Origin of the sequence: Streptomyces phaeoluteigriseus (assembly GCF_001896135.2) — a bacterium.
GTDB classification, from domain to species: Bacteria; Actinomycetota; Actinomycetes; order Streptomycetales; family Streptomycetaceae; genus Streptomyces; species Streptomyces phaeoluteigriseus.
Genome location: NZ_MPOH02000019.1, coordinates 184,763 through 207,126 on the forward strand (window position 1 = coordinate 184,763; position 22,364 = coordinate 207,126).

A 22,364-nucleotide genomic window follows, 5' to 3' on the forward strand; every position below is an offset into this window, starting at 1 on the left:
GACGAATCTGTGGCGCTCACATACGCGGACCTCATCGAGGTCGATCTGGGCAGACTGGGCTCGGCCGTCACCGACTGGGGCAGCACCGTCAAAGGGCTGAAGACGCTCGCCGAGAATGCCCGTACAGGCATGCTGGCGAAGTCGGACGCGGCACGCTGGGCGGGGGTGAACGCCACGGTCACCCGGGGGTTCGTCGCGGAGACGGCGAAGGAGATCGCCGACCTGCACGCCGAGGCCGACAGCATCCATCACGTCCTCGACGACGCCCACACCGAACTCGTCTCGCTGCAGAAACAGATCCGAGCCGCCCAGGCTGAAGCGCAGAAGTGGGGCATCAGCGTCCAGGACTACGGTGACGGCACCGTGCACTGCGTCTACCCGCACATCCGGGGCGATACGGACGTGCGCACCACGGAGGAGAACACGGCCAGGGACGAACTGGCCGGCCGGATCAACCGCATCCTCGCCCACGCCGCCGAGATCGACGTATCCGTCGCCCGCGCACTGAACAAGAGCCACGGCAACGACGCCCACAATGCCGGCCACAGCTCGTACGAGTCCCTCGACGACGCCCAGGCCGAGCGGGCGGCCGAACTGGCCAAGCTCGGCCCCGAGATGAGTGACAAGCAGTACCTTGAACTGAACTCCATCATGAAGTTCAACGCCAGGGACTCGGATTTCTCGACGGACTTCTACAAGTCGCTCGGCGGCCCGATGGACGCGCTGGAGTTCTACGGCCGCATGTCGTTGGACGGCACGATCGGGGACGACAAGGACCGGCTCGCCCTCGTCCGGCAGCTCCAGAAGAACATGGGCCTGGCCCTGGCATCGGCGACCGACCCGGACAACAGGTCGCACCTGCCGGCAAGCTGGACCTCGGAGTTCCGGAAGCTGGGCACGCAGCAGATCCCGCTCTATCCCGCGGGCAGCGCCCCGTACGGCTACCAACTCCTGGGCGGAATGCTGCGCTACGGCAACTACGACGCGCGGTTCATCAACCCCATCGCGGAGCACATCGTTCAGCTGCATCGCAAGGATCCCTACCGGTTCATGGGCAACAAGCCCATGGCCGCCGGATCCGACCTCGACTGGGGCTTCAACCCGTCGGGAAGGAACGGCGCCGGCTACGACCCGCTGACCAGCGTCCTGGAAGGCCTCGGCCACAGCCCCGAAGCCGCGAAGAGGTTCTTCACCGACGCGCCGACCGTCTACAGGGAGGACGGCACGGTCGACAGGAACGCGACGCTCGAAGCCGACTTCTACTTCGCCGAGTTGAACAGGACGGACTTCGAATGGGCCCCGGACAGCCTCGCCCACGCCGGCGGTGAGGGGGCGAAGCACGCGCGCGAGATGGGCCCCGACGCTCTCGGTCACGCGCTGGAGGCCGCGACGACGGGGGCGGCTTGGGATGCGGATCCGCCGGTGTTGCGGCGCGATGAAAAAACTTGGGAAATTATGGAGAAGGTGGTTCTGCGTTACAACGTCGCCTCCGAAGGCGGACCGCCGCCCGAGATCATGAAGGACAGTCTGGCCCGCATGGGCGCGGCGTACATCGACGACCTCAACTACTCGCTCATGGATTGGGGTAATACGGGCGATGAGCTGGGCCGTGGCCGGATCTTCGGTGACAGCAGCGACGGTTGGGAGCGTCGGGCCTTCGAGACTGCGGATGCGCGAAACTTCATGATGCTGGTCGCCGGGGACGAAGAAGGTTACAAGACCATGTCCGCCGCCCAGCAGGTTTATACGGCTAGCGGGCTCGCCTCCCACGAGGACAACCGCGACGACGGACTCGCCTTCGCCCACAACTCGGCCAAGGCCAACGGAATCCTCGATGAGTCGCGAGCCCACCAGATCCGCGAGGACTTCAAGAACGACGAGACCGCCAAGAACCTGGAGATGGGCAAACAGGGCGAGTGGCGCAAGACATTGATGACTGGTGTCGTCACGGCGGTCGCCGCCGGGGGCACGGCATTGGTCCTCGGCCCTGCCGCCGGCATCGTGGCAACGACCGCCGTTCCGGTCCTGCTGGGAACAGGCGCCTCCGTAGTCAGCACGGCCTACGGCAACCACACCACACAGTATCTGGAGGACAGCGCATACAAGAACGATGCGGAGGCGCTGAGGACGGTCCAGGGTTTGGAGGCCGTCGGAGAACATGGCGCCTGGCTACCCGTCTACAACTACGCCAATCAAATCGGTATGACTCAGGTGGAGATACTCGATCTCAACCGGCAGATCGAAGGTTCGTATGGGGATGGAAAAGATGCCATCTCGAACGCGGAGAAGGTGTCGCAGTGAGCTTTCCTGGAAGGACATCCCCGGCCCTCGGCACGGTGATCGCGGCGGTGGCCCTGGTGTCCGCCTGCTCCGGATCTGGAGGGGACGGCGGCCGGGACAGGAGCGATGCCCCAATGGGATGGAAGACGTGCAACGCGCTGTTCGGTGCCGACAGGATCGACGCGCTACAGGACCAAATGGGGGAAGGAACTCTGCAAGTCCTGAACTACACCCAGTCACTGGAAGAGTCGACATCCGGATGGGCCGATCTCGCACGGTCCTGGAAACCCGGTAAGAACGCACATTTCGCGACGCTCCCCTGTGACCTGGGCATCGACGGAACGGGCAAGCGGTTCGGCCTCCATGTGAGCTGGTCCCTCTTCTCACTGCAGTACGCCGAGTCCAAGGACGGGTGGGAATCCGCGGGCAAGGATCTGTACGTCCGGACCGAGGAGAACGGTCTGCACCTCACCGCGGTGTTCCCCTGCAAGATCAAGGGATCCCACAACGATCAGGAAGCTGAACTTCCCCTCGAAATCGAGACCAGGGTCAGAAACGTGCCCGGCTTCGACACAGAACTGCTCAGTCAGATGACCGCCCAGCTGGCCCGCAACCTAGCGGACGAGTTGCCCTGCGCCAACGATCCTGTAATTCCGCATCAGTTGTCGATCAGCGAGTGAGTCACGCCGCTGTGCGCGCGGAGAACGGCGCCACGACGTACGGCGCGCGGGGCGGTCCATGCCTCCGCGCACCGAGCGCCTGGGTCTATCGACCCTGCCGACCCTCGTCCTCCGTGCAGTGGAAGCAACGGCAGCGTGGCCATGGCAAGGAGTCCGGCGGGGCGGTCTGGTCTCCGGCGGCGTCGTGAGTGCGGGTCTCGGTCGAGCCGACGCGTCGGCCATTCCGGTCCAGGCGATACGTGCGGAGCGTCAGGCGGGAGTTGCCCGGCTCGGGTCGGGTGCCGGCGTTCACCGTGGCTCCTCCCCCGTCGCCGGGCGGTGGCAGACGCAACCGCAGCGGCGTACCAGCGGCAGCAGGCCACCGCTGTGCGGGAGCGGGATGTCCCGCAGGCGGCGGCACGCGTCGTGTACGTCCTCGTATCCGGGCCCGCGCGCCAGCGTGCACTCCGGCGACAGCTCCCGCTGGTCCGCTGCCATAGCCGGACCCGGGCTCATCGCTCGTCCTCGGCTTGGCCCGAGGGCCGCAGGCCGGTGAGGACGTTCGGCTGCGGCGGGTAGTGCGCGGCGCACGCCTGGCAGGCGTACACGACGAACCCCGGCCCCGTGTTCTGGTGCACCACGGCGACCACGACCGGAGTCTCGGTGGTCACCTCGCAGCGCACACACATCCGCACCGGCGGGCGGGGCTCCTTGTCTCCCGTTCCCATCACGCCGCCCTCTCCGCGCCGACCACATGCAGGTCGAGGTCGACGCCGAAGTCGGCGGCCAGGACCAGGGCGACCCGGCGCCGTGTCTGCCGTGCCCGCTCACGCTCCCGTTCCTGTTCAGCCCGCTCGGCCGCGAGCACGTAGGGGCGGATGGGGGCGGTGCGGGCGCGTCCAGCAGCACGGGCAGGCCGTACGGGGAACGGGGTACCGGGAGCGGTACGACCGCTGGGCCGGGCCGCTTCTCGGGTAGGCGGGCGGGAGCCGCTGCGGCGGGGTGAGTGCCTGCCCTGCGCCTGCCTGTGCCGGGCCGGAATACGCCCAGGATCCAGTGCGCCAGGGCGTGGATAATGCTCACTGTCATCAACCTCTGGTTGGTCGGTTGGTGGCCAGGCCCCCGGACGGCGCCTACCGTCGCGGGGGCCTTCTGTTGGCATCGACTCTAGGGCAACTTGGTACGTCTTGGCACGTCTTTAGACGTATAGGGTCGGCCTATGCTGGCTTGGGATGGCCTTTTACGCTCCGGGCATGATAGAGATCGACCGGGAAAGCATCATTCCGATGTACGTGCAGCTTGCCTCTGCCCTGCGCGAGCGCATCCGACGCGGCGAGATCCCGGTCGGCCGACGCATTCCCTCTCACCACGAACTGGAGCAGGAGACGGGCGGGGTGGTCAGCCGCCGAACCATCAAGTCCGCCATCGAGGCGCTGCAAGCCGAGGGAGTCGTTCAAGGAGTCCAGGGCAAGGGCGTGTTCGTCATCGCCGTGCCCGCGGACACGTCCGAGAGTAGCGAGTCCACCGACTGATGGTGCCCCGGGCACGGGCGAGGGGCCGGTCGGCTGACAGGCGGGGCCACGGATCGGTCCGTCAGCTCGCTGTCCTCGGGAAGGTGACCTCCACTCGGCGGTTCTTCTTGCGGCCTGCTTCGGAGGCGTTGTCGGCGATGGGGTACTGCTCGCCGTAGCCGCGCACCTCGAAGGTGACGTTCGCGCTGTTGAGGTCGCCGGCGAGGGCGGCCTGGACCGCGTTCGCCCGCTGCTTCGACAGGACGTCGCCGTGGGCCGAGGAGCCGAGGTTGTCCGTGAAACCGAAGACGCGGATCTGGGTGGCGTTCTGCTTCTTGATCTCCTCGGCGATACCCGCGATGCGGGCCTTCGCGTCGGCGCTCAGCTTGGCGCTGTCCTTGCCGAAGAGGACCTCCGCCTGGAGCGCGAACTTCACGTCCGCGTTGGTGTCCTCCCGCCGCTCGTCCCCACTCTCGTCCTCGACGACCTGCTTGATGTCGAGCACCTTGGCTTCCGCGAGGGTGGCCCCCTCGGGCAGCTTGAGGTCGGGGTCGTTGGGGTCCACCTCCACGGGGGCGGTGGCGGTGGGTTCGGTGCCCGGAGGGACGCTGGGGTCGTCGGCGTGGGCGGGGGGTGTGGTGAGGAGCAACAGGGTGGTCGTGAGCAGGGCCAGGGGCAGGTGGCGGGGTGCGAGTCCGGTGTGGGTCATCGGGGGCTCACCCGGAGACCTTGATCACCGCGCTGGGGAACAGCGGCAGTTGGAAGGAGACGTCGGTCGTGTCGGCGGGCGGTGACGGGAACTGGAGGAACACGTCGATCGACTCGCCGGCCTTGAGCGTCGAGAAGCCCGTGGTCGTCAGGGGGCGGCCTTCGGTGTCGCGGAGGACGTAGTAGCGCTTCTTGCTCTTGGAGTCGACGAGGGTGGCTCCGCCGAGGGAAAGCCCATTGTTGATGATCTCGGTCTCGTTGCCACTCAGCGCGGACGGGACGACGACTTCCGTCCCACTGTCGTTCTTGAGCGCACCGCTCACCGTGATGAAGCCGCCGGCGTCGCGTACGGCAGAGGTGAGCTGGAGAAGGAGACCGCTCGGACCCTTCACTTCTGCCAGCGGTTCCTCGGACTGGCCTTCCTGGGCGCTGGGTTGCGACCCGTTTCCCTGCGAGGCGGAGGCCGAGTTCTGGGGCTTCTTGTCATCGCCATCGCCACCGCTGCAAGCGGTCGCGCCGACGGCCAGCCCGGCCACGGCGGCCAGTGCGACCATCCCCCTGCCGGCTTTCGCCGTGAACCGCATCCTCATCACTCTGCTTCCTTCTCCACTCGTCGTTCGCTGGTCAGTCGGCCAGGTGGACATCGAAGAGGTCTTCCGGCGCGGGCAGATCGGTGAGGTCCTCCGGGTCCAGCTCCCAATCCCCGTCCTCGCAAGTCAGCTTCGGAAGTACATCACCTTCGGCATCCTCGCCCGGCACCTGGAACGTGCACAGCGGCTCGATCACGGCAGTCGCGGAGGCGTGTGCCCTTCTGTCCGCCGTCCCCGGGACGACAGAGGCTCCGATGGGCTTGTTCGCCTGGACGGTCACGCTGTAGCCCAGGAGGCCATCGGGGCCGCATTCGACGTTTCCCGCGTCGTTCATCGCCGCAAGCTCGAAAGCTCGCCAGCATGTGTCGTCAGCTCCGTTGCCGTCGAAAATGCCCTGCCATTTCGCCGGGTCTCGGACATCCACGATCCACAGGTCAGCAAGCTGATCTCTGGCCTCCTGCGCTGCCGCCAATGCCGCCGCGTCGGCGGCCGTCTGAGCACCGTTGCGGTTCACCGCTGCCTGGCCGACGGCGAAGTAGGCGAACGCCAGAAAGAGCAGGCCCGCCACCACCGTGAGGTAGATGGGGAAGACCTGCCCTGCGTCGCCGTGCGCGCGAGGTTGTGTCAGGGAGCCACCTTGGAGATCTGTGTCCTGAGCTTGTCCACGATCGTCTGTCCAAGGTTCGTATTCGCGATCAGCACCACGATCGCCACCACCACCGCGATGATCCCCAGGTACTCGACCGCGGTCTGGCCCCTGTCCCCGACGGCGCGGCGCCGTACGGCCTCGGCCGTCGTGTTCTTCCAGCCGCTCACCCGGACCTTGGCCGCGACGGCGGTCTTCAGCATCAGGTCGCTCATGGCGTTCCCCTCCGTTTGAGGCGTTACCGGCTTGAGGAACGTAGGGCGGAGAGGGTGTCTCGGTGGAGGGCCCCAGGGCCCAATCGCGGGCCCAATCGGTGGTCCGGGCGCGTTTCACGGGGTCACCGCCGTTCCCAGCCACTTGGCGGCGGCCTCCGAGCGGCTGGTGCTGTGGAGTTTGGCGAAGATGCGGTTGATGTGGTTCTTGACCGTCTTCTCGCTGATGAAGCAGGTGGCGGCGATCTGTTGGTTGGTCAGGCCGGCCGCGATGAGGTCCATGATCTCCGCCTCCCTCGCACTGAGTTGGAACACCCGATCTGACTGTCCCACAGATGATTGCATGTGCGAAAGTCGTTCGCGAGAAGTCTGGGAGAATGGGGGGTGTACGGGTTCGCCATCATGTGCAGTCGCACTGGCGCGGAGCTGGGCAAGTACCGCGGTCGCCGCCGTCGGCGTGAAGTGGGCCCGTCCCGCCACGACGTCCCGGATCGCGGAGAGCAGTTCCGCCACGGTGAACTCGCCGTGCACCAGATAGCCACCCGCCCCCAGCCGCAACGCCTCGTGGACGATCTCCGACTCGCTGCTGTAGGTGAGCATCACGACGGGGGCGATCCGCACCAGGTGGGGAAGTGCCGCGAGGCCGTCCACCTCGGGCATGCGGACGTCGAGCAGGACGAGGTCGGGGCGATGGTGGAGGGCTGCGTCGTAGGCCTGGCGGCCGTCGGCGGCCTCCGCGACGACCGTGATGTCCTCACGGCCGGAGAGCAGAGCGGTCAGGCCGGCGCGGACCACGGGGTTGTCGTCGGCCACCACCACGCGTACCGGCGTGGACCGGGGTGGTGCCGCGAGAGCCTCCGTCAAGAAGGTCGAAGGCGACTGCGCGGCGCCGGGCCGGGGCGGCTGGTCCTGCATCGGGCGGCCTCCTCTCGTGGGGTGGGGGGTCGGGTCGTACGGCGTGCCGGTCATGGTGTCGATGTCGTGAGTGCCTCGAGCGGAAGTTCCAGGAGCACTCCCGTGCCGCGGGAGTGGAGGCCGCCGCCGAAGCGGATGTGGGCGCCGACGGACGCGGCCCGCTCCGCCATGCCGACGATCCCGAAGTGCCCGGTGCGACGCAGCTGTTCCAGGGTGGTGCCGGGCGGTAGGCCGCGCCCGTCGTCGAGGACGCCCACGTCGAGCAGTCCGTCGCGCATGCCCGCCCGTACCTCGACGCGGGTCGGGTCCGCGTGCCGGTGGGCGTTCTCCAGGGCCTCCGAGGCGATGGTGAGGAGATGACGGGCCACCGCGGGCGGGACGGGGAGGGTGGTGCGGTCGCCCGTGGGGTGGTAGGTGACCGGCAGGCCGGTGCGGGCGGCGAAGTCACGGGTGCGGGAAGCCAGTTCGTGCAGCAGGTCGACGCCCTGGTCCGGGTCCGTCTCGCGGCGCAGGTCGGTGAGGAGTTCGCGGGACTCGGCGGCGGCCCGGCGTGCGGCACGGGCGACGAGTTCGGCCTGTTGCCGGACGCGGTCCGGGTCCATGGCCGCCGAGCCGGCCGAGCAGGCCAGGCCGTCCGCCGCGAGCGCCACGCCGTGCAGGGTCTTGGCCACTGAGTCGTGCATCTCCCGGGCCAGCCGGGCCCGTTCGGCGGCGACGGCCTGGGTGACGGCGAGCCGGGCCTTGACCGTCGTCAGGGCCAGGGTCGCGGTGCCGAAGCGGAGCATGAGGTTGCGCAGGGTGGAGCCGACGGCCCCGGTGATGACGCAGAGGCCGGGAAGCAGCAGCCTCTCCGCGAGGCCCGTGCCGGACTCCCGTTCCAGGGTGGCGTGGACCAGCAGCAGGATCAGCGACTGGAGCGAGGCGAAACAGGCGGCGCCTCGCCAGCCGTAGACGATGCCGGCGAGGAGAGGAGTGCAGACGCTGACGTAGGCGAGGGTGGTGTCGGGCCCCGCGGAGATCAGCAGCAGCGTGCCGAAGAGGGTGTCCACGGCCAGCAGGGTGGGGTGGCGCAGCAGGAGGGGGCCGAAGCGTTCCCAGTCCCGGAAGAGGACGTACGAGCCCATGAAGGTGACGACGACGGCCGCGCCGACCAGGCGGGCGCCCAGGCCCGGTGAGGCGTTGAGGAGGGCGGCCGGGGCGGCCAGGGCGATCATCGCGAGCCGGAAGCCGAAGACCTGGCGGCACATCGCCTGGAGGGCGTTGACCTGGAGCGGGATGGGGGGCTGGGTGTCCCGGGTGTCGCGTCGCTCGGCCGTGCCGGCCGTCCCGGCCGTCCCGGTCATCCCGGTTGTCCCCGTCGTCCCGGTGGTCCCGGTCATCCCGGTTGTCCCCGTCGTCCCGGTGGTCCCGGTGGTCCCGGTCGCCGTCTCAACGGTCCCAGCCGTCTCGACAGGCCCGGTGGTCCCAAGGGTCCCGGCGGTCCCGGTGGTCCAGATCGTCCCGACGGTCCCGGCGGTCCCAGCCGCCCCAGTGGTCCCGGTGATCGCGGTTGTCTCCTCGACCTCAGGGGTCTCAGTGGTCTCAGCGGTCTCAGCCATCCGAGCCGTCTGACCCGTCCCCGCCGTCTGTGCCGTCCATGCCGTCCCGGCCGCGACAGTGTCGTTTCCGTCGCTCACGACAGGGACAGGAACGCACGTTGCCGCAGCAGCCTCCCGCGCCCGCGCCCGCGCGCGGCGGCGGCGCAGCAGGCCGCCGCGTCCCCTCGCAGTGGCTGTCATGACCGTCATCGCGCTCACCTACTCGCCCGTGACCGAGCTGAAGTCCGTGCCAGAGCCCAGCAGCATGCCCGCGCCCAGGAGGAGCATGGTCGCCGGGACCATGAACGTCGTGATCATCAGCGTGGCCTTGGGGACGGCGCGGGCGCCTTGCGGCGGGCGTTCTGCGCGTCCGTACGGCGCATGTCCTTGGCGATCGCCACCAGGGTGTCGACGATCGGCGCGCCCAGTTCCTCGCCCTGCTGGAGTGCGGTGACGAACATGGCGACCTGCTCGGAGTCGTTACGGCGGCGGAGTTCGGCGAAGGCGTCGCGGCGGCTCATGCCGAGGTCCATCTGACGGAGGGTGATCCGGATCTCGTCCGCCCACGGGCCCTCGTACCTCGACGCCACCCGGTCGAGGGCCTGGCGGAAGCCGAGGCCCGCGCTCACGACGACCGCGAGTACGTCCAGGAAGTCCGGGAGGGTGCGTTCGATCGCGTCCTTGCGGACCCGGATCGCGGACCAGATGCCGACCTCGGACCAGAACGCGCCGAAGGCGATCATGAGGAGGGCGAGGAAGAAGCTGCCCTGGAGCAGCGCGGCCAGGCCGCCGATGCCACCGATCGCCCCGTAGACCGCCCGGCGGGCCGCATAGCGGTCGATCGTCAGGCCGCCGGGATTGCCGGCGAGGTCGATCCTGCGGCGGTATCTGGCGACCTGCCCGGGTCCCATGAGCCGTAGGACGGCGGGGGCGTATCGCATGCCGAGGCGGTCGATGAGGGAGCCGACGGCGCTGGTGCGGGTGGCGCCGACCTCCAGGGCAAGCGCGAGGTCGGTGGGCAGTTTCACCTCGGCGCGGTACATGCGTACACCGGCGAAGACGCCCCAGACGCTGAGGCCCATGACGAGTGCGAGCAGAAGTTCCATGGCGGTCGATTCCTCCCCTCGGTCTCAGACGTCGATGCGTGACATGCGGCGAATGAGGACGAAGCCGACGGCGTAGAGCGCGAAGGCGATGATCACGCTGGCCTGCCCGGCGGGTGATCCCGTCATGCGGTCGAGGGTGCCGTCGGCGACGCTGTCCATGAGGAACAGGGCGCCGACCCCCAACACCGGTACCGCGTAGGAGGTCATGCTCACCTGCGACAACTGGGTCCGTACCTCCCGTCGGGTCTCCTTCCGTTCCTCCAGGGTCTCCGTCAGGTTGCGGAGGGCGCCCACCACCTGGCCACCCGCTCGGTTGGAGAGGACCAGTGTGGTGACCAGGACGACCAGTTCGCGGGAGGGGAGGCGTTCGGCGAGTTCACCGAGGGCGTCGTCCAGGGAGTGGCCCACGGCCAGCTGGTTGGCGACCTTGCCCAGTTCCTCACCCGCAGGGGCCTCCAGTTCCTCGGCGGCCATGCCGATGGCGGTGCGCAGGGCGAGCCCCGCGTTGGTGGCGTTGGCCAGGATGCGGGCGAGTTCCGGGAGTTGGTTGATGAAGCGTTCGATCCGTTTCTGGCGCTGCCAGTTGAGGAACTGCCAGGCCGCCCAGATGCCGAGCAGGCCGGCCAGTGGGCCGAAGAAGGGAGCGAGGGTGGCCTGACCGATCAGCCACAGGGCGGCGACCGTCGCCAGCATGTACGCGAAGAACTCGCCCGGCGTCACGTCCAGGCCGGTCGCCGTCAGCCGAAGCTCCAGTTTGCGGCCGAAGTCGGTGCGGCGCAGGCGGCGGTCCAGGCCACGGAAGCGGCGACGGCGGCCGGTCAGCGGGACCTGTCCGGCGGCGGTGAGACGGTCGACGAGGGCGGCCCGCTGGGCGCGGCCCCGCGCGTACGTGTGCACGCCCGCGACGGCGAGACAGCAGGTCAGCAGGCTCACACCGGTGGTGAGGCTGATCAGGTTCTGGAGGGTCATGGGGTGTCCTGCCTGTCCTGGCTTTCCTGGCTGCTTCCGCGACGTCGTACGTCGTACGTCGTCCGTCGTACGTCGTACGTCGTACGTCGTACGTCGTACGTCGGCCGTGGGGCTGTCGGCTGTGGGCTGTCTGTCGGCTGTGGGCTGGAAGCCGTGGGCTGTCTGTCGGCTGTGGGCTGGAAGCTGTGGGCTGGAAGCTGTGGGCTGTCTGTCGGCTGTGGGCTGGAAGCCGTGGGCTGTCTGTCGGGCTGTCGGGCTGTCGGGCTGTCGGGCTGTCGAACGTCGTCTGCCGGACGTCGTCTGCCGGCTATCGGGCCTCCCTGGTGGTCAACTCGTCGAGCGTGCGGGCGACTCCGAAGGCCTGCGGTATCGGCTGGCTGGCCATGTAGAGGCGGTCGGCGGTGCGGCGTGGCAGCGGGTGGTACTCGAAGACGCCGTGGATCCGGCCGTCCGCGGCCATCGGGCGGGCGTTGAAGCGGGCGATGGTCGCCAGCCGGTACGGCTCTCCGCCGTGGCTGTCGAGCAGCGCGATCTCGGTCACCCGCCGGGCCCCGTCCGCGAAGCGGGTGAGCTGGATGATGACGTCCACCGCGCTGTTGATCTGGTCGTGCAGGGCGACGAACGGGATCTCGACGTCCGACATGGACGCCAGGGTCTGGAGCCGCATCAGCGCGTCCTCCGCGCTGTTCGCGTGGACGGTGGCCAGGGAGCCGTCGTGTCCCGTCGACATGGCCTGGAGCATGTCCAGGGACTCGCCGCCGCGGACCTCGCCGACCACGATCCGGTCGGGGCGCATGCGCAGCGAGTTGCGGACCAGGTCGCGGATGGTGATACGACCGTTGCCCTCGACGTTCGGAGGGCGGGACTCCAGGCGGATGACGTGCGACTGCTGGAGCTGGAGTTCGGCCGAGTCCTCGATGGTGATGATGCGTTCGGTCTCCGGGATCAGGCCGGAGAGGGCGTTCAGGAGGGTCGTCTTCCCGGTGCCCGTCGCGCCGGAGACGATCACGTTGAACTTCGCCTGCACCAGGCCCGCCAGCAGGTACAGCATGGGCTCGTCCAGCGAGCCGAAGCCGATCAGTTCGTGCAGGGTGAAGGAGCGCGGGAAGCGGCGGATGGTGAGGATGGGGCCGGTGAGGGACAGCGGGGGGATGATCACGTTGACGCGTTCGCCCGAGGGGAGGCGGGCGTCGACCATCGGGTTGGTCTCGTCGACGCGCCGGTTGACGGTGGAGACGATGCGCTCGATGGTCTGCATGAGCTGGTCGTTGGAGGCGAAGCGGATGGGCAACTGCTCGACCCTGCCCGCCCGTTCGACGAAGATCGAGTCGGGTCCGTTCACCATGATCTCGGTGATCGAGGCGTCCTCCAGGAGCGGTTCGAGGATGCCGAGGCCCAGCGCCTCGTCGACCACCCGGCGGATCAGCTGCGCGCGTTCCGCCGTGGACAGCACCGGGCCCTCGCGGCTGATGATGTGCCCCAGCACCCGTTCCAGACGGGCCCGGCGCTCGGCCGCCGCCAGCGCGCTCATCTCGGCGAGGTCGATCTCCTCCAGGAGCTTGGCCCGGTAGGAGGCGACCATGTGGCCGTCCTCGCCCCGGCCGCCCTGCTCCTCGGGCGAGGTGATGCGGGCCCGCAGGCTCATCTCCGGTTCCTCCTCGTTGCGTTGCGTCGGCCGGCTCGGACGTGCGCCGGGCTCAGTGGTCCACCGGCATGGTCGCCGTCCTACGGGCCGCGCCGAAGTCCCCGATGCCGGGGATGACCGACGGGATGGTGATGGTGGAGGTGACCCGGACCTCCTCGCCCAGGTCCTCGGGGGCACAGCTCGTGCCGTCCGCGAGCCAGGAACTCACCGCGCTCCGACAGGCTCCCCCGGCGCCCTCGCCGAGCGACGCGCTGCGGGCCCCGGCCCTGGCAGCCGTACCCGCCTGCTGTGCCGCGTACGCGATCAGCCCGAGTTGTACGGCGGCCAGCGCGACGAGCAGCAGGATCGGGAGGAAGCCGAGGTACTCCAGGGCGACCTGCCCGCGATCGCGTCCACGGCGTCCGCGGCCCATGTCAGTCGTCATCCTCTTCCTCCACGGCACCGGCGTGGCCCTTCACCTCGAACGGGAAGTCGATCGCGCCCGGGAAGAGGACCGGGACCCGGAGTGTGACGGTCGCCGTCACGTATCCGCCCGACGTGGGGCAGCTGACCGTGGCCCCGGAGCGCCAGGCGTCCGACAGCTTGTCCAGTCCCGCCTGTTCGCACACGGCCTGCCGCTCCCCCCGCTGCGCCGCCGTCCCCGCCCGCACCGCCTCGTCGGCAGCATTCCCCGCGAGGGTGAACGTGTATCCCAGCAGGACGAACTGCCACACCAGCACCAAGGTCACGATGATCAGCGGGGTCATGCCGAGGAGTTCGATCGTGACCTGGCCCCGATCGCCTCCGTGTCGCCGTGGTCTCATGTCACTCCCTCCTCCGCCGGAATCCCGCCGACACCCGGTCCCCGCCGCGTCCCGCCCGGCCGGACCTGCGGTGCTGGGAGCCCTCCGGGGCCCTGACCAGGCCGAGTTCGCCCGCGAGGGCCCACATGGCCTGGCGGACGGTGCTTTTCCCGTCGAGGGCGTGGACGCGGCCGGCGTCCACGGCCGACTGGAGTTCCTTGAAGTTCGCGGGGATCACCGTCGTCGCCACGGGCGTGCCGGTGATCTTCTGGACGAGCGCGGGCTGGATCTCCGTACCGCGGCTGTGGCGGTTGACGACGACCGTGGTCTCCTCGGCCTTGCGGATCTGGAGGCGGTCCCACATGCGGACGGCGCGTTTGGCGCCGCGGACCGCCACCACGTCGGGGGTGGTGACGAGCAGGGCACGGTCGGCCATCTCGACGGCGGCGGCCCCGGCCCCGCCGAGCTGGGCGCCGCAGTCGACGACGACGACCTCGTAGCGGGAGCGCAGGGCGCCGACGATCTGGCGGGCGGCGCGGTCGGTGACCTCCTCACCGCGTTCGCCCTCGCCGGGGGCGAGAAGCAGGGCCACGCCGGTGTCGTGACGGAAGACGGCCTCGTCGAGGATGCGGGGCGAGATGTCGGTGATGGCCGCGAGGTCGACGACCGAGCGGCGGAACTGGACGTCCAGGAAGGACGCGATGTCGCCCGCCTGGAGGTCCATGTCGACGAGGGCGGTGGGGCGGCCGGAGGCCTGGGCGGCGAGGGCGAGCTGGACGGCGAGGAGGGTCGTGCCGACGCCCCCCTTGGCGCCGCTGACGGTGACGACGGTACCGCCGACGCCGGTGAACACGTCGCCCCCGTGGCCGAGATGGCGCCGTACGCCCACCGACCACTGGGCGACGGCCTGGACGCGGTGGGCCAGGTCCTCGTAGCCGAGCGGCAGGGTGACCAGGCCGCGCGCGCCGGCGTCCATGGCGGCGGAGAAGAGGGCGGGTCCGGCGTCGGTGGTGACGAGGATGACGCCGACGGCCGGGAAGCGCAGGGCGACCTCGCGGACCAGTTCCAGCGCGGGGACGGGGCCGATGCGCTCATGGACGATCACGACCTCGGGCAGTTCGTCGACCGACTCCGCGGCCAGGCGGGCGAGGGTGTCGACGAGCTGCGTGGAGTCGGTGACCGGGGGGACGGGTTCGGCGTCCGGGAGCTGGCTGAGCAGGGTGGTCAGGGAGCGGGCCGCGTCCGCGTCGCCGACGGCCGGGAGGATCCTCGTGGGCATGGCGGCGGCCTCTCACTTGTCCGTGGTGAGTTCGTACGTACGGTCCTGTTCGGGGACCGTGGTGGGAGTGCCGGGCGCCACCAGGGCGAGCCGTACGCGCTTGGCGAACGACTCGGCGTACGTGATGCGCTGGGCGTCGAGGGTGGACAGCGCGAAGGTGATCGGGACGGCGTCGGTCGGCTGCTGCTGTCCGCGGTCGTCCCTGTCCGGGTCCAGGGCGGTGATCTCGCCGACGTCGAGGACGCGGGCGTTGGTGACGATGATCTTCGACTGGTCGGGGTCGCTCTCGCGGGCGCCCTCGAAGGTGGCGTAGACGTTCACGGAGGAGCCCGGGGTGATCTTCCCGGCGACGCCGGTGGCCGCGTCGATCATGATGGCGACCTCCTGCTGACCTGCCTGGAGGGCGGGCTGGTCGACGATCATGTCGCTCTGGAGCAGGGAGCCCTTCTTCAGCGTCGTCACGGCGATCTTGCCGCGGATGTCCCCGAGGTCGGTCACCGCGTTCGCCGAGAGCCAGCGCTCGGGCATCTCGATCTTCTCGAACTGGCCCGCGCTGAGCGGGGTGTAGGGCGCCACGCTGGACCTGACCCGGTACGCGGTGACCTCGGGGCCGACCTTGGACTGCACGTCGTCGATGACGGAGAGGACGCCGGCGAAGGCGCCGAGGGCGCACAGAACCGACAGGAGCAGGAGGATCACGCCGCGGCGCTGACGGGAGTTCATGAACCGGTGCAACCTCGTTGGGGGTCGGGTCGAACGGACAGGAGCGGGTCGGGCGGATGCCCTGGAGCAGGTCCGGCGGATGCTCCGGAGCGGGTGGGTCGGATGCTCTCGGTCGGGTCGGTCGGGTCGGGCCGGGCTGAGTGGAACGGGTCTCGCGTGGTGGAGCGGGCTGCGCGTGGTGGAGCGGGTCGCGCGATCGGTGGGCCTCGTGGTCGGTGGGCCTCGTGGTCGTCAGCCGCCCGTGGTGAGCGCGCGGTGGGTGCGGTGGCTGCCCGCGGTGAGCGCGCGGGCGGGTGCTGGTTCGTGGACGGGCGGCGGGGTGGCGGAACAGAAGACGCAGAGGTCGCCGATGACGTCGATGCCGCACCAGTGGCAGACGGTCCGGCGGACCGAGGTGACGAGTTGGTAGAGGACCGACAGGTCGGGCAGGTAGGAGCAGAACTCGATCAGCTTGTCGGTGCCCCACCAGGCGGCGGACTCGGCGGGTGCCTCCGTCTCGCGCAGGCCCTGGGTCCGCCAGGCGGGCGCGAGGGTGCCGGTGACCCAGTCGGACTGGAGGCGGCCCCGCCCGACGAGCATCCAGGTGCCGAACTCGGGCCCGTCCAGCAGTGAGTCCGGGGCGACCTTGACCAACTGGGGTTGGGGGTGTGCCAGTACGGCGAACTGGCTGCCGGGCATCCAGGACCGGGCGTGCGAGGTCAGGCCGACGGGGACGCGGTCGAGGCGGGCCACGGAGGCCAGGAGCGCGCGGCGTGGATGTAGTGGGTGAGCAGCCGGCCGGCCGAGGCGAGGACGCCGGGGCTGAGGTCGCAGGAGGCGAGCTGGCGCAACTGGCGGGCCAGGACGGCCAGTCCGAGTGGGGGCAGCTCGGGCCGGAACAGCGCGATGCGGTCGCTCTCCAGGAGGGAGCGGACGGTGTGCAGGCGTTGTTCGACGGCGGCGGGGACGGCCCGCGAGTACAGGACGACGAGGTGCCCGTGCTGGTCGAGAAGGGTCTGGACGTCGGCGACGGCCTGATCGAGGGGCCGGCGGTCGAGGCCGTCGAGCACGGCGGCGGGCACGGTGCGTTCGTCCTGCGGCGGCAGGGCCAGGTCGGCACCGGTCACGGCAATGGCAGTTGGCACGCGCAGCTCCCCGATTCCCGCGGTCCGGCCCACCGGGAGTTACTCCGGTGCTCCGAGGTGACTTCATTGCGTGACTACCTCAGCACTGTATCCACGCCCCTGTGGCCGGAGAACAGCTTTCCGTGGCCGCCTGTGGACGGATCTTCGCGCAACTCACGTCAAACCGGGGCAGGTTGCCCACACTGATTCTCCACGGGCGGACCCCTTGACAGGAGAATTGGTCTGGACCAACTTGTTGTCATGTCCCCACTTAGAAGATCGGCACGGTTCTGGTCGGGAGCCGTCACCGCCGCACTCGCCCTCACCCTCGCGGGCACGGGCCAGGCGTCCGCCGCGGACGTCAACAACGCCAGGAACGCCGGCTTCGAGTCCGGCCTCGGCAACTGGACCTGCTCCGCGGGCAGCGGCACCACCGTCGCCTCCCCCGTGCACAGCGGCACGGCCGCACTGAAGGCGACCCCCGCGGGGCAGGACAACGCCCGCTGCGCCCAGACGGTCGCCGTCAAGCCCAACTCCACCTACACGCTCAGCGCCTGGGTCCAGGGCGGCTACACCTACCTCGGCGCGACCGGGACCGGCACCACCGACGTCTCCACCTGGACCCCGGACTCCGCCGCCTGGAAACAGCTTTCGACGACGTTCTCCACGGGCGCGTCGACCACGTCCGTCACCGTCTACCTGCACGGCTGGTACGGCCAGGCCGCCTACCTCGCCGACGACGTCTCCGTGTACGGCCCCGACGGCGGCGGGGGCACCGACCCGGCCCCGACGGTCCCGTCCGCCCCGGCCGGCCTCACGGTCTCCGGTACGACGTCCTCGTCCGTGTCCCTGGCCTGGAACGCGGTGTCCGGCGCGACCGGGTACAGCGTCTACCGCGACGGTACGAAGGTGACGGCGGTGACCGGCACCTCGGCGACCGTGACCGGGCTCGCGGCGGCCACGTCGTACTCCTTCCAGGTGACCGCGGCGAACGGGGCCGGCGAGTCGGTGAGGTCGACGGCGGTGACGGGGCGGACGGCCGCGACCGGCGGGGGCGGTGGGGGCTCGCTGCCCAAGCACGCCGTGACCGGCTACTGGCAGAACTTCAACAACGGCGCGACGGTCCAGCGGATCTCCGACGTCCCCGCGCAGTACGACATCATCGCCGTCGCCTTCGCCGACGCGACGACGACCCCGGGCGCCGTCGGCTTCACCCTCGACTCGGCCGGCCTCAACGGGTACACGGTCGACCAGTTCAAGGCCGACATCAAGGCAAAGCAGACGGCCGGCAAGAAGGTCATCATCTCGGTCGGCGGCGAACGCGGCACGGTGACCGTCAACGACGCCACCTCCGCGGCCAACTTCGCCAACTCCCTCCACACCCTCATGCAGACGTACGGCTTCGACGGCGTCGACATCGACCTCGAGAACGGCCTCAACGCGACGTACATGACACAGGCGTTGCGCTCACTGTCGGCAAAGGCCGGGCCGTCCCTCATCCTCACCATGGCCCCGCAGACCATCGACATGCAGTCGACGTCCAACTCCTACTTCCAGACGGCCCTGAACGTGAAGGACATCCTCACGGTCGTCAACATGCAGTACTACAACAGCGGCTCCATGCTGGGCTGCGACGGCAAGGTCTACAGCCAGGGCACCGTGGACTTCCTCACCGCCCTGGCCTGCATCCAGCTGGAAGGCGGCCTGGCCCCGTCCCAGGTAGGCCTCGGCCTCCCCGCCTCCACCCGCGGCGCGGGCAGCGGCTACGTCTCCCCGACCATCGTCAACAACGCCCTGGACTGCCTGACCCGGGGAACCAACTGCGGCTCCTTCAAGCCGTCGAAGACGTACCCCGACCTGCGCGGCGCGATGACCTGGTCGACGAACTGGGACGCCACGGCGGGCAACGCGTGGTCCAACGCGGTGGGGCCGCATGTGCACGGGCTGCCGTAGGGCAGGGGGTTGAGGTGAGGGGCGACGCCCGGTTCCCGGCGATGGGGGGCCGGGCGTCGGCGGTACGTAGGCTTGCGGACGTGGACGACACCGCCTCAGGGAAGCTGCAGATCTACTCGGTCGAGGAAAAGGATCCGAAGGGCGCCACGTGCATTGTTCGGTGCGTGGGTGGCAGAGTGCGGGCCGGTCAGCGATTCGAGGTCGATCGGGACGTCGACGCAACAGCAGATACGCCACCACTGATGCTTGACCGGATCAATCGCTATGAACGGCTGGTGGATTTCATCGGTCCGCCGCACAGTGCGCAGGTTCACCTGTCAGGGGAGGGTGTCGCGACGCTGACGAGGGGCTGCATTCTCAGCTCCGTCGCACCACCCCTTACCGTCGGCATGCTGATCGCCGCCGAGGACGCCTACCTCACCGACTCCCGTGACGCGCTCCGGATCATGATCCTCGACATCAAGGCGGGGAAGGCCGACCACCTGCTGTGAGTCAGCCGGCCGGGCGGTAGTACCCCAGCACCCAGGCCAGTTGCGCGAACCAGTCGCGCAGCAGTTCCCGTGGCTTGGCGTTCACCACGGCCTCGTACACGCGGCCGTCCACATGGACCACGGCGACCATCAGGGCCTTGCCGTCGGGGCTCGCCCTGTAGTGGACGCTGCGGATCTCCGGCCAGGTGAAGTCGACGACGATGTCGTACATGTCGAAGGCCACGCCCGACGCGTCGACGACGACCGAGCTGTGCTTGTCCACCGCCAGGAACTCCGGGGCGTCCGGTGCCGAGGGGGCGTACTGCGGTGGGGGCGGGCCGAAGCCGGGCGGGACGGGGGGCGGCTGCTGCTCTGTCACACCCGGGAAGCTACCCGACGTACGGGCTACGAAGGCGGGACGGGCCGGACCGCGAGGACCGCGATGTCGTCGTCGCTGTCCGCTCCCAGGCCGATGAGGAGTTCGTCGCAGAACACGTCGAGGGGTTCGCGGGCGAGGGCAGCGGCGTGTCGGCGGAGGCGGTCCATGGCGTCGTCGAGGGACTCGTCGCGGCGTTCGATCAGGCCGTCGGTGTAGAGGAGGACGGTCGAGCGGGCCGGGATCGCGTCGCGGGCCCGCGGACGGGGCAGGTCGAGGTCCAGTCCGAGGAGTACTCCCGCGCCGTCCTGCAGATAGCGGGTGCGGCCGTCCTCACCGACCAGGAGGGGCGGCAGATGGCCGGCTGAGGAGTGCACCAGCTCCCAGGGGCCGTCCGCGGGGCCTTTGACCAGTCCGTAGATGCAGGTGGCGGTGGCCTCCCGGTAGAGGCTGTGGTTCGCCATGTCCAGCCGGCGCAGAACCGTCTCGGGAGGCTCCTGCCGGTCCACGGCGATGCCGCGCAGCATGCTGCGCAACTGGCTCATGGCGATGGCCGCGTCGAGGTTGTGCCCGGTGACGTCGCCGATCACCACCGCGGTGTCCCCGCCGGGCAGGACGAAGCTGTCGTACCAGTCGCCGCCGACCTGGGCGGTGGTGGAGGAGGCCGCGTAGCGGGCGGAGATCTGGAGGTGGGCGATCTCCGGCAGTACCGGCAGCAGTGAGCGCTGGAGACGTTCGGCGATGTTTCTCGTCTCCTGGTAGAGGCGTGCGTTGTCCGCTCCCAGGGCGAGGGCGCGCGCCAGGTCGTCGATCAGGGGCAGGTCGTCCTCGGTGAACGGCCGTTCCGCACCGCCGCGTGCCACGGTGAGGGCGCCGATGACCTCCCCGCGTGCCCGGAGCGGGGCGACGACGGCGCTGCGCGTCCCCATGCCGCGCAGCAGGTCCCGGTAGTGGGTGTCCAGCGGGCTCGCGGCCTGGCCCGGCGGCGGGGCCTCGGTGAGCAGCAGCGGGCCGGCGCCGCGCAGCGCTCGGGCCAGAGGACCGCGGGCGGTCTCCGACACCGGCGGGAGCCGGCCCTCGTACTCCTCGGGGCAGGCCGTTCCGGGGGCGCGGCGGACGACGCGGACCCGCTCCACCCGGGCGGCCTCCGCGGTGAACAGGTCCACCGCGCACCAGTCGGCCAGCCGATCGGTGAGCACCCGGCCCACCTGCCCCACCCCCTCGTCCAGGTTCGGGGCGTTGGTGAGCGCGGCCCCGGTGTCGGCCAGCAGGGTGAGCCGTTCCAGCGCCGACATGCCCGCGCCGGTTCCTCCGGTCTGCGGGGCGGCCGGTGGGCTGGGGCGGCCCGGTGGCTGCGGTGCCAGGGGGCGGGCCCGGCCGGGCGGGCGGGACGGGGTGACCGGCGCGGCGGCCCTGGGGGTGAGCTGGGCGACGAACACGGTGCGGCCGTCGGGCATCTCCTGGGTCTGGATGAACAGCCGGACGGGGACCAGCCGGCCGTCGCGGTGCAGGGCGGGGAGCGGTACCGAGCGGCCCAGGATCCGGGGCTGCCCGCTGAGCAGCAGGGACGTGAACGCCGCGAGGTGGCGTTTGCGGAGGTGCTCCGGGATGAGGGTGGTGAGGGGCAGCCCGACGAGGTCGTCCGGGTGCCGGCCGAGCAGGTCCGCCGCGGGTCCGTTCGCCGCGATGATCGTGTTCCGCTCGTCGGCGGCGATCGTCGCCACCCTGCTGGCATGCACCTGGCCGACGTCCCAGGGCACCAGCTCGGAAGGGCTGGCGCCGGGCTCCCGGGGCACCACCGTCCACGCGGTGGGGGGTCCGCCGGCGAGCTGGCCGACGATCTGGTCGAACAGCCACTCGTGGAAGACGCGACTGCGCGGCAGGGCCGGCAGGGTCAGGAACCGTTCGTCACGGGCCTTCTCCTCGGCCAGGTGCAGAACCGTGCGCAGCGCCTGCACCGCGGGCCCGGCGTCCGACGGCACGGGCAGGGGCAGGGAGCGGATCTCCGCTCCGTTGGCCTCCTGCCGCAGTGCGGCCGTCACACAGGTGCTGATCAGGAGGTTCATGTCCTGGGCTGCGGCGAGTTCGCCCGGTGGCACACCCAGGTCGTCTCCGGTGGCCAGGGCCAGGACGACCTCGCGCAGCAGCCTGTGCCGGTGCTGCTGGGACGCCGAGTAGAGCGCTCCTGGTACGTCGACCAGTGTCACGGTCGCGGCGGAGCCGGGGCCCGACGGAGGCGCCGAGGTCTCCCACCCGTCCGGCTGCCGCGGTGTCCCGTCGGGTGCCAGCTCGAACCACACCGTCTTGGTGTCCTCGCCCACGTCGACGCCGTGCCCGGAGGCCAGTTTCCCGACGAGGGCCAGGCCCTGCCCCGTACCGGCGTAGGGGGGGTAGTCGTACGGCACGAGCCCGCGGTCCGGCCGCCGGTCGGTCACCCCCACCCGCACCGTGCCGCCGTCCACCCGGGCCGACACCTCGACCTCGGTGCGGGCGTGCAGCAGCGCGTTGGTGACCAGCTCGCCGACCAGGAGCTGAGCGGTCTCGACCAGGTCCGGCGCGACGCCGTCCAGAGTGGACCGCACGAACCGACGAGCCTCCGCCGCGCTCTGCGGCCCCTGGGCGAACCGGCGCGATGGCGCGCCCGGGGCAGGGTGGTCGGCCATGGCCTCAGTCTGCCCCAGCGGGCCCGGCCTCGCGCCCGCTCGCTGCTGCCGGGCGGCGGACGGGTGAAGATTCCTTCCGTCACCCTGAAACATTTCCACCGTCCCACCGCATCAATGAGGTGAGGGCAGCCCGCACGGGCACAGGGCGGGCACCAGAGGCACAGGGCGCGCAGGAGCCCACCGGACTGGGGGAACAG

Annotated in this window: 22 protein-coding genes and 2 pseudogenes; 5 read left to right on the forward strand and 19 right to left on the reverse strand. The window is 70.1% G+C overall.

The window, feature by feature from the left end:
• Nucleotides 1-9: 9 nt before the first annotated feature.
• Nucleotides 10-2,301, forward strand: a complete 2,292-nt coding sequence (locus BM536_RS30395; RefSeq protein WP_073496599.1) for a hypothetical protein — start codon at nt 10-12, stop codon at nt 2,299-2,301.
• Between the two features lie 113 nt (nt 2,302-2,414).
• Nucleotides 2,415-2,960: a hypothetical protein gene (locus BM536_RS30400; protein WP_073496597.1), complete on the forward strand. Its 546-nt coding sequence runs from the start codon at nt 2,415-2,417 to the stop codon at nt 2,958-2,960.
• A 288-nt stretch (nt 2,961-3,248) separates the two neighbouring features.
• Here BM536_RS30400 and BM536_RS30405 read toward each other — a convergent pair whose 3' ends face one another.
• From BM536_RS30405 to BM536_RS44450, 3 genes are read right to left on the reverse strand one after another with little or no spacing between them, the layout of a single operon-like run.
• Nucleotides 3,249-3,437: a hypothetical protein gene (locus BM536_RS30405; RefSeq protein ID WP_073496595.1), complete on the reverse strand. Its 189-nt coding sequence runs from the start codon at nt 3,435-3,437 to the stop codon at nt 3,249-3,251.
• A gap of 14 nt (nt 3,438-3,451) precedes the next feature.
• Nucleotides 3,452-3,670: a hypothetical protein gene (locus tag BM536_RS30410; protein WP_143651006.1), complete on the reverse strand. Its 219-nt coding sequence runs from the start codon at nt 3,668-3,670 to the stop codon at nt 3,452-3,454.
• A complete protein-coding gene (locus BM536_RS44450; protein ID WP_342748849.1) occupies nt 3,667-3,807 on the reverse strand; it encodes a hypothetical protein in 141 nt (46 codons plus the stop codon). Before BM536_RS44450 ends, BM536_RS30410 begins: the two co-directional genes overlap by 4 nt.
• A 385-nt stretch (nt 3,808-4,192) precedes the next feature.
• On the opposite strand from BM536_RS44450, the gene BM536_RS30420 reads away from it, so the two are divergent.
• Complete coding sequence (locus BM536_RS30420; RefSeq protein ID WP_073496610.1) at nt 4,193-4,471, forward strand: GntR family transcriptional regulator; 279 nt, start codon at nt 4,193-4,195, stop codon at nt 4,469-4,471.
• A gap of 61 nt (nt 4,472-4,532) precedes the next feature.
• Here BM536_RS30420 and BM536_RS30425 read toward each other — a convergent pair whose 3' ends face one another.
• The 14 genes and pseudogenes from BM536_RS30425 to BM536_RS30490 form a co-directional block, all read right to left on the reverse strand.
• A complete protein-coding gene (locus BM536_RS30425; protein ID WP_079275125.1) occupies nt 4,533-5,159 on the reverse strand; it encodes an OmpA family protein in 627 nt (208 codons plus the stop codon).
• 7 nt (nt 5,160-5,166) lie between these two features.
• A complete protein-coding gene (locus tag BM536_RS30430) occupies nt 5,167-5,748 on the reverse strand; it encodes a hypothetical protein (protein ID WP_073496591.1) in 582 nt (193 codons plus the stop codon).
• Between the two features lie 34 nt (nt 5,749-5,782).
• Nucleotides 5,783-6,376 (reverse strand): pilus assembly protein TadG-related protein, encoded by a 594-nt coding sequence (locus BM536_RS30435; RefSeq protein ID WP_073496607.1) that lies wholly within the window; start codon nt 6,374-6,376, stop codon nt 5,783-5,785.
• Nucleotides 6,373-6,609: a Flp family type IVb pilin gene (locus BM536_RS30440; RefSeq protein ID WP_073496589.1), complete on the reverse strand. Its 237-nt coding sequence runs from the start codon at nt 6,607-6,609 to the stop codon at nt 6,373-6,375. Before BM536_RS30440 ends, BM536_RS30435 begins: the two co-directional genes overlap by 4 nt.
• 114 nt (nt 6,610-6,723) lie before the next feature.
• A complete protein-coding gene (locus tag BM536_RS30445) occupies nt 6,724-7,521 on the reverse strand; it encodes a response regulator (protein WP_079275124.1) in 798 nt (265 codons plus the stop codon).
• A 50-nt stretch (nt 7,522-7,571) separates the two neighbouring features.
• A complete protein-coding gene (locus tag BM536_RS30450; RefSeq protein ID WP_079275123.1) occupies nt 7,572-8,900 on the reverse strand; it encodes a histidine kinase in 1,329 nt (442 codons plus the stop codon).
• A gap of 417 nt (nt 8,901-9,317) precedes the next feature.
• Nucleotides 9,318-10,204: pseudogene (locus BM536_RS30455) on the reverse strand (DUF5936 domain-containing protein).
• A 24-nt stretch (nt 10,205-10,228) separates the two neighbouring features.
• Nucleotides 10,229-11,173: a type II secretion system F family protein gene (locus BM536_RS30460; RefSeq protein ID WP_073496587.1), complete on the reverse strand. Its 945-nt coding sequence runs from the start codon at nt 11,171-11,173 to the stop codon at nt 10,229-10,231.
• A 307-nt stretch (nt 11,174-11,480) separates the two neighbouring features.
• Nucleotides 11,481-12,818, reverse strand: a complete 1,338-nt coding sequence (locus BM536_RS30465; protein WP_073496585.1) for a TadA family conjugal transfer-associated ATPase — start codon at nt 12,816-12,818, stop codon at nt 11,481-11,483.
• Between the two features lie 52 nt (nt 12,819-12,870).
• Nucleotides 12,871-13,242 carry a TadE/TadG family type IV pilus assembly protein gene (locus BM536_RS30470; protein WP_073496583.1) on the reverse strand — a complete coding sequence of 124 codons (372 nt, stop codon included), beginning with the start codon at nt 13,240-13,242 and terminating at the stop codon, nt 12,871-12,873.
• Nucleotides 13,232-13,621: a TadE family protein gene (locus BM536_RS30475; RefSeq protein ID WP_073496581.1), complete on the reverse strand. Its 390-nt coding sequence runs from the start codon at nt 13,619-13,621 to the stop codon at nt 13,232-13,234. The genes BM536_RS30470 and BM536_RS30475 overlap by 11 nt, the downstream gene beginning before the upstream one ends.
• Before the next feature lies 1 nt (nt 13,622).
• A complete protein-coding gene (locus BM536_RS30480) occupies nt 13,623-14,879 on the reverse strand; it encodes a CpaE/TadZ family protein (protein WP_073496579.1) in 1,257 nt (418 codons plus the stop codon).
• 12 nt (nt 14,880-14,891) lie between these two features.
• On the reverse strand, nt 14,892-15,602 hold the full coding sequence (cpaB, locus tag BM536_RS30485) for a Flp pilus assembly protein CpaB (protein ID WP_073496577.1): 711 nt from the start codon (nt 15,600-15,602) through the stop codon (nt 14,892-14,894).
• A gap of 231 nt (nt 15,603-15,833) precedes the next feature.
• Nucleotides 15,834-16,708 (reverse strand): annotated as a pseudogene (locus BM536_RS30490) (hypothetical protein).
• 258 nt (nt 16,709-16,966) lie between these two features.
• On the opposite strand from BM536_RS30490, the gene BM536_RS30495 reads away from it, so the two are divergent.
• Both BM536_RS30495 and BM536_RS30500 read left to right on the forward strand, forming a co-directional pair.
• Entirely contained in the window at nt 16,967-18,658 is a 1,692-nt protein-coding gene (locus tag BM536_RS30495) for a chitinase (RefSeq protein ID WP_073496575.1), read from the forward strand.
• A gap of 80 nt (nt 18,659-18,738) precedes the next feature.
• Nucleotides 18,739-19,149, forward strand: coding sequence for a hypothetical protein (locus BM536_RS30500; RefSeq protein WP_211363002.1), 411 nt, complete (start codon nt 18,739-18,741; stop codon nt 19,147-19,149).
• Nucleotide 19,150: 1 nt separating this feature from the next.
• On the opposite strand, the gene BM536_RS30505 is transcribed toward BM536_RS30500, so the two are convergent.
• Both BM536_RS30505 and BM536_RS30510 read right to left on the reverse strand, forming a co-directional pair.
• Nucleotides 19,151-19,507, reverse strand: coding sequence for a hypothetical protein (locus BM536_RS30505; RefSeq protein ID WP_073496571.1), 357 nt, complete (start codon nt 19,505-19,507; stop codon nt 19,151-19,153).
• Between the two features lie 26 nt (nt 19,508-19,533).
• A complete protein-coding gene (locus tag BM536_RS30510) occupies nt 19,534-22,167 on the reverse strand; it encodes a SpoIIE family protein phosphatase (RefSeq protein ID WP_094103751.1) in 2,634 nt (877 codons plus the stop codon).
• Between the last annotated feature and the right edge of the window lie 197 nt (nt 22,168-22,364).

What these genes read in the sequence shown, in the direction of transcription:
- BM536_RS30510 (WP_094103751.1), bottom strand. Translation starts at nt 22,167, where the DNA reads ATGGCCGACCACCCTGCCCCGGGCGCGCCATCGCGCCGGTTCGCCCAG.
- BM536_RS30460 (WP_073496587.1), bottom strand. Translation starts at nt 11,173, where the DNA reads ATGACCCTCCAGAACCTGATCAGCCTCACCACCGGTGTGAGCCTGCTG.
- BM536_RS30475 (WP_073496581.1), bottom strand. Translation starts at nt 13,621, where the DNA reads ATGAGACCACGGCGACACGGAGGCGATCGGGGCCAGGTCACGATCGAA.
- BM536_RS30440 (WP_073496589.1), bottom strand. Translation starts at nt 6,609, where the DNA reads ATGAGCGACCTGATGCTGAAGACCGCCGTCGCGGCCAAGGTCCGGGTG.
- BM536_RS30430 (WP_073496591.1), bottom strand. Translation starts at nt 5,748, where the DNA reads ATGAGGATGCGGTTCACGGCGAAAGCCGGCAGGGGGATGGTCGCACTG.
- BM536_RS30425 (WP_079275125.1), bottom strand. Translation starts at nt 5,159, where the DNA reads ATGACCCACACCGGACTCGCACCCCGCCACCTGCCCCTGGCCCTGCTC.
- BM536_RS30420 (WP_073496610.1), top strand. Translation starts at nt 4,193, where the DNA reads ATGATAGAGATCGACCGGGAAAGCATCATTCCGATGTACGTGCAGCTT.
- cpaB (WP_073496577.1), bottom strand. Translation starts at nt 15,602, where the DNA reads ATGAACTCCCGTCAGCGCCGCGGCGTGATCCTCCTGCTCCTGTCGGTT.
- BM536_RS30400 (WP_073496597.1), top strand. Translation starts at nt 2,415, where the DNA reads ATGGGATGGAAGACGTGCAACGCGCTGTTCGGTGCCGACAGGATCGAC.
- BM536_RS30465 (WP_073496585.1), bottom strand. Translation starts at nt 12,818, where the DNA reads ATGAGCCTGCGGGCCCGCATCACCTCGCCCGAGGAGCAGGGCGGCCGG.
- BM536_RS30405 (WP_073496595.1), bottom strand. Translation starts at nt 3,437, where the DNA reads ATGGCAGCGGACCAGCGGGAGCTGTCGCCGGAGTGCACGCTGGCGCGC.
- BM536_RS30450 (WP_079275123.1), bottom strand. Translation starts at nt 8,900, where the DNA reads ATGACCGGGACCACCGGGACGACGGGGACAACCGGGATGACCGGGACG.
- BM536_RS30470 (WP_073496583.1), bottom strand. Translation starts at nt 13,242, where the DNA reads ATGACGACTGACATGGGCCGCGGACGCCGTGGACGCGATCGCGGGCAG.
- BM536_RS30445 (WP_079275124.1), bottom strand. Translation starts at nt 7,521, where the DNA reads ATGCAGGACCAGCCGCCCCGGCCCGGCGCCGCGCAGTCGCCTTCGACC.
- BM536_RS30495 (WP_073496575.1), top strand. Translation starts at nt 16,967, where the DNA reads ATGTCCCCACTTAGAAGATCGGCACGGTTCTGGTCGGGAGCCGTCACC.
- BM536_RS30480 (WP_073496579.1), bottom strand. Translation starts at nt 14,879, where the DNA reads ATGCCCACGAGGATCCTCCCGGCCGTCGGCGACGCGGACGCGGCCCGC.